The sequence below is a fragment of the Sandaracinobacteroides sp. genome, assembly GCF_057137845.1.
Map to the genome: position 1 here is coordinate 1 of NZ_DBNHFX010000235.1, position 4,855 is coordinate 4,855.

General features: G+C 66.0%; 4 protein-coding genes and 1 pseudogene. 2 read left to right on the forward strand and 3 right to left on the reverse strand.

What is annotated here, in order from left to right; genetic code table 11:
- Positions 1-206, reverse strand: a 206-nt coding sequence (locus tag AC16JP_RS12140; RefSeq protein WP_484340877.1) for a helix-turn-helix domain-containing protein, incomplete at its 3' end; no start/stop codon positions are given.
- A gap of 174 nt (positions 207-380) precedes the next feature.
- On the opposite strand from AC16JP_RS12140, the gene AC16JP_RS12145 reads away from it, so the two are divergent.
- Positions 381-1,256 (forward strand): sugar phosphate isomerase/epimerase family protein, encoded by an 876-nt coding sequence (locus AC16JP_RS12145; protein WP_484340878.1) that lies wholly within the window; start codon positions 381-383, stop codon positions 1,254-1,256.
- Here AC16JP_RS12145 and AC16JP_RS12150 read toward each other — a convergent pair.
- The gene (locus tag AC16JP_RS12150; protein WP_484340879.1) at positions 1,238-2,116 is read right to left on the reverse strand and encodes an SGNH/GDSL hydrolase family protein; all 879 of its coding nucleotides are present in this window, start codon (positions 2,114-2,116) and stop codon (positions 1,238-1,240) included. The genes AC16JP_RS12145 and AC16JP_RS12150 overlap by 19 nt on opposite strands.
- A gap of 181 nt (positions 2,117-2,297) precedes the next feature.
- Between AC16JP_RS12150 and AC16JP_RS12155 the strand changes: the two genes are divergently transcribed.
- Complete coding sequence (locus tag AC16JP_RS12155; RefSeq protein ID WP_484340880.1) at positions 2,298-4,568, forward strand: TonB-dependent receptor; 2,271 nt, start codon at positions 2,298-2,300, stop codon at positions 4,566-4,568.
- 82 nt (positions 4,569-4,650) lie between these two features.
- On the opposite strand, the pseudogene AC16JP_RS12160 reads toward AC16JP_RS12155, so the two are convergent.
- Positions 4,651-4,855 (reverse strand): annotated as a pseudogene (locus tag AC16JP_RS12160) (DNA alkylation response protein); the annotation flags it as partial.

The window sequence follows — 4,855 nt, forward strand, 5'->3', positions numbered from 1 at the left end:
TCGACGACATGGACCATGAGGTCGGCCTTGGTGCGGAACTGGTGCAGCATGGCGCCACGGCTGACGCCCGCTTCCTCGGCCACCATCGTCGTCGAGGTGGCGGCGTAGCCATGTTGGTGCAATACCCGGATCGCGGCTGCGACCAGCAACTCGCAGGTGGCGGCGCTGCGTTCAGCCTGCGTGCGGCGAGCCGGCCTTGCCGTCATAGGTCGTTTCCGTGAATCACGCGCCACCCCTAACATTCACAAACTTGCAAGCAGGTTTGACTGCAAGTTTGGCAGAGCCTATCTGCTTTGGCAAGCGTGGTGCATGATCGGGCGCAGCGATGCCCGGCGGCGGGAGGTTGGAGCATGGCGGCACTTTTGCGGAGGCGACAGGTGATGGCAGGATTGGGTGGGGCAGCCGTTGCGGCGGCGGTGCAGGGTAAAGCGCCGAAGCCCGGCCCGCGCCTTGGCGTCGGCCTCTATATGCTGCGCGAGCTGATGGCGAAAGACTTCGACGGCACGCTGGCGGGCGTCGCCGGGGCGGGCCTGCAATCGGTCGAGTTTGCGGGATATTTCAACCGCACCCCGGCCGAGGTGCGGGCCGCATTGGCGGCGAACGGGTTGGTGGGCGTCGGCGCCCATTGCCTGCGCCCGAGCATGGCCGACGACGAGGCGCGGGCGGCGATGGATTTCTGCGCCGAAGCCGGGCTGCCCTTTGCCATTGCGCCGTTGCCGCTGATTCCCGCGCTGGCCTTGCCGATCAAATCCAGAGAGCAGGTGCAGGATGCACTGCGTGCCCTGCGGGCCGAGGATTTTCTGCGCACAGCCGAGATCTTCAACCGGTTCGGCCTTGCCGCAAAGGCGGCGGGGGTGCGCTTTGCCTATCACAGCCACGGTCTCGACTTTCTGCGTTTCGACGGCAAACCTGCGATCGATCTGATCATCGCCAACACCGACCCGGCGCTGGTTGCGCTGGAGATCGATCTTGGCAACACCATTGCCGCCGGGGTCGATCCGGTGCCGCTGCTGTTGAAGCTGGGGGCGCGGGTGCCGCTGGTGCACGCCAAGGACTGGGCGCCGGGCTTCACGCCGTCGCCGATCGACGTGCCGCCATCGGCCCCGATCGGCGAGGGGGCGGTCGATTGGGCGCCGGTGCTTGATGCGCTGCGTTCGATCGGGACCACCAACCTGCTGATCGAACAGGAAGACGGCCCGGCCGACCAGATGCTGCCGATCCTGCGCCGCAATCGCGCCTATCTGGAAAGCCTGTAGCGCGGCTGGCGCCGGGCTTCAGCCAGCGCCTGTTCGGCAAGCTTTTCCATCAGGGCATAGCCGGCGGCAGTCGGATGCACGCCGTCCTCGGCATATTCCAGGGCGATGCCGCCGGCGCCATCGTCGAGGGCGGCGTGATAGTCGGCAAGGGCAAGCTTCTGCTGGATGGCGTAGGTGCGAATCCATTGGTTCAGGGCGGTGATCGCGGCCACGGGCCGGACTTCCGGGCGCCAGTTGAACGCGCGCGCGGGCGGCACGGTTCCCAGCACCACCCGGATGCCGTTTGCACGCGCCAGTTCGACCATGGCGCGCAGATTGTCGGTGATGGCGGCGATGCTGGTCGGCCCGCCGTTACCGGCGATGTCGTTCGTTCCGGCAAGGATATGGACGACCGCCGGTTGCAGCGCCACCACATCGGCCTGAAAGCGGCCCAGCATCTGCAGGCTGGTCTGGCCGCTGATCCCGCGACCGACGCGATCGCCCCGCGCCTTGTCCGGTGCGAAGAAAGCGGCATGTTCGCGGGGCCAGTTCTCGGTGATCGAATCGCCCAGAAAGACGACGCGATCAGGCCCGGCCTTACCTAGTGTGGTGTTGGCGGCCCGATAGCGGCAAAGCCCCGCCGGGTCGGCCAGGAGCAACTGCTGCTGCCATGCTGCATAGGCGGCAAGCCCTTCGGCGGAGGGCGGGGGCAGGCGCTCGCCGCTGGCCTTGGCGGCGGCCATGCGCGCCAGATAGCTGGCGATGGCGGGCGGCGCGGGCGGCAGCGCCGCGCATGGTTCGGCAACTACGCCCACCTGCGCGGTGGCCGTGGCGGGAACGGCCATTCCCAGCAGGATCGTTGCCAATAGTGTGTTGTTCATGCCGCACCCTCCGATGATTCCGGGCCATGCACCCTGCGACCCTTTGGCCGCAATAACAAACGGTCTTGACTGTCTGTAAATGCCATCCGATTGAAACCCGGTTCGGCCCGCCTTGGGCCGGTCATGGGATTTGCACAAGCCGCAACGGAAATATGGGCGGCCGTGCCTGAGGAGTGAACCGATGTCCGATTTCCGTTCTTCGAGCCTGATGGCCCCCAGCATGCTGGCCCTTTCGCTTGCACTGGCGATGCCGGCGTTCGCGCAAAGCGCGCCAGCCATTTCCGGCGACGAGGAAAGCGTTGCCGACATCATCGTCACCGGCACCAAGCGCGAGGAACGCCTGCAGGACGTGCCGCAGGCGATCGCGCTGGTCGATCCACAGGCGCTGCAGCAGCAGAACATCTCGAACGTCAACGATCTGTCGCGCGCGGTGCCGTCGTTCAATACCGGTTTTGGTGCAGTCCGCATCCGTGGTCTTGGCGCTTCCACCTACTCGCGCTCGGCCGAAGGCAGCGTCGGCGTTGTGCTCGACGGCGTGGCGCTCAGCAACGCTTCGACGCAGGCCAACCCCGTCGGTCTGTTCGACGTCGCGCGGGTCGAGGTGCTGATGGGTCCGCAGGGCACGCTGTTCGGCCGTAACAGCTCGGCTGGCGTGGTCAGCATCGTTACCAACGCGCCCGACCCGACCAAGATGGAAATGGCCTTTCACGGCGAACTGGGCAACCGCGAACAGCGCCGCGTGCAGGTGATGGCCAACCTGCCATTGAACGAAATCGCCGCCGTGCGCGTGTCGGCGCAGACGCGGATGGAACCGAACAGCGTTTACAACATCCCGCGCTTCGGCTGGGACACCAAGGAAGCCAACAGCGTCCGTGCCCGCCTTCTGATCGAGCCGAGCGATGCTGTCAGCATCAACATCATCGGCGACTATGAACAGTTCGACAATGCCGGTGGCGGCTGGGTCGTCGTGAAGTCGACGCCTGGAAGCTTCCTGACGAACCAGCTTGTCGCCTGCGGCGTGGTGATCAACGCCGACAACCGCAGCAACTGCCCCAGCGGCGACAGCTATGGCCACGACAAGGCTTATGGCGTGTCGGGCCAGATCGACTGGAGCATCGGCGACTTCACCCTGACCTCGATCACCGCCAACCGCTGGCTGAAGCAGAGCGGCGGCGGCGACTCGGACAGCGTGCCGGTCGACGTGCTGGACACCAACTCCTCGACCACCGACATCTCCAACTTCAGCCAGGAAGTCCGGCTGACCTCGCCGTCGCACGGGCCGCTGCAATTCGTGCTGGGCGGCTATTACTTCCAGGGCAAGCAGCACGCGACCGGCGTTCAGGCCGGCAGCCTCAGGCTGGTGCCGTTCGGCCTGAAGCTCGGCCAGAGCTTCGTGACCGACATCAACTCGAAGAGCCTTGCCGGTTTCGGCCAGGCGACCTTCACTGTGACCGAAGGGCTGCGGCTGATCGCCGGGGCGCGCGTCGAGAACCAGAAGATCAGCGCCGACACAACCCGCAAGGTGGCGCCGGGCGCGCTGGCACCGTTCGCGTCGATCGCGCCGGTTTCGGGGGCGCACGAGGAAACCAGCTTCTCGTATCGCGGCGGCATCCAGTATGACTTCAGCCGCAACATCATGGCCTATGTCACCTATGCGCGCGGCTACAAGGGTGCAGCGATCAACGACCAGACGGTGACGCCGCTGGCGCCGGTCGTGGTGAAGCCGGAAATCCCGAAGGCCTGGGAAGGCGGCGTGAAGGCGACGCTGTTCAACGGTCGCATGGGCGCCAATCTGGCGGTATTCCGCACCGACGTCGAAAACTACCAGACGCAGTTCCTCGACTCGGCCACCGCGACCTACATCTATGGCAATGCACCTTCGATCCGCAGCCAGGGCCTCGAATTCACGGTGTTCGGCAAGCCGATCGACGAACTGACGCTGCAGGGCGGCATCACCTACACCGACGCCAAGTATGGCGATGGCTATCTGGTGGCGTGCGGCCCGAACGAAACCGCAGCGCAAGGCTGCAAGACGTTCGTCATCAACGGTGTGACGGCGACCGCATCGGACGCCGGCGGACGTCGCCTCGCCGGTGTTCCGGAATGGAAGATCGTCGCCAGCGGCGAATATCGCACCCATGTGTCGGACAAGGTCGAGATGTTCGTGCAGGCCGACGTGGTGCACACCTCGTCGCTCAGCTTCACCGCCAGCCTCGATCCGCTGGCCGCGACCGGCCCGCACACCCCGGTCGGGGCGCGCATCGGCTTTGCCATCGATGATGGCAATGTCAGCCTGTCGCTGTTCGGGCGCAACATCTTCAACGAGCGTGTTCCCTTCGCCGTCGCGCAGACGCCGCTGGCGGGCCAGCTCGGAGATCCCGGCTCGTACATCAACCTGCTGTCGGCGGAATCGATCCGGAGCTGGGGCGTGGCGCTGGACTTCCGCTTCTAGAAGGCATCGCGGTCAGGCGGTCGCCACCCCGCCTGACCGCAGACTGGCCTTTCAGGCCGGCAGTCAACGCCTGGCGGACCTTTCAGCCTGGCATGGCCCGTTCGAGGATCGCGCGCTGGTCGATCCGGGCGTCGAACGCGCCATAGGCCATGCCGCGCGTCGCCAGCCTGAGCGTGCAGAACGCATCGGCCATCGGGTTTTCCCATTCCAGCAGCGTCGCCGCCTGCGCCGCGAGCGCCAGACGCTCGGCAAGCAGCCTTGCGGTGCTTTCACTTGCGGGCGCGAAA

Excerpts from the sequence above, each read along its gene's own strand:
- AC16JP_RS12150 (WP_484340879.1), bottom strand. The coding sequence starts at position 2,116 with ATGAACAACACACTATTGGCAACGATCCTGCTGGGAATGGCCGTTCCC.
- AC16JP_RS12155 (WP_484340880.1), top strand. The coding sequence starts at position 2,298 with ATGTCCGATTTCCGTTCTTCGAGCCTGATGGCCCCCAGCATGCTGGCC.
- AC16JP_RS12145 (WP_484340878.1), top strand. The coding sequence starts at position 381 with ATGGCAGGATTGGGTGGGGCAGCCGTTGCGGCGGCGGTGCAGGGTAAA.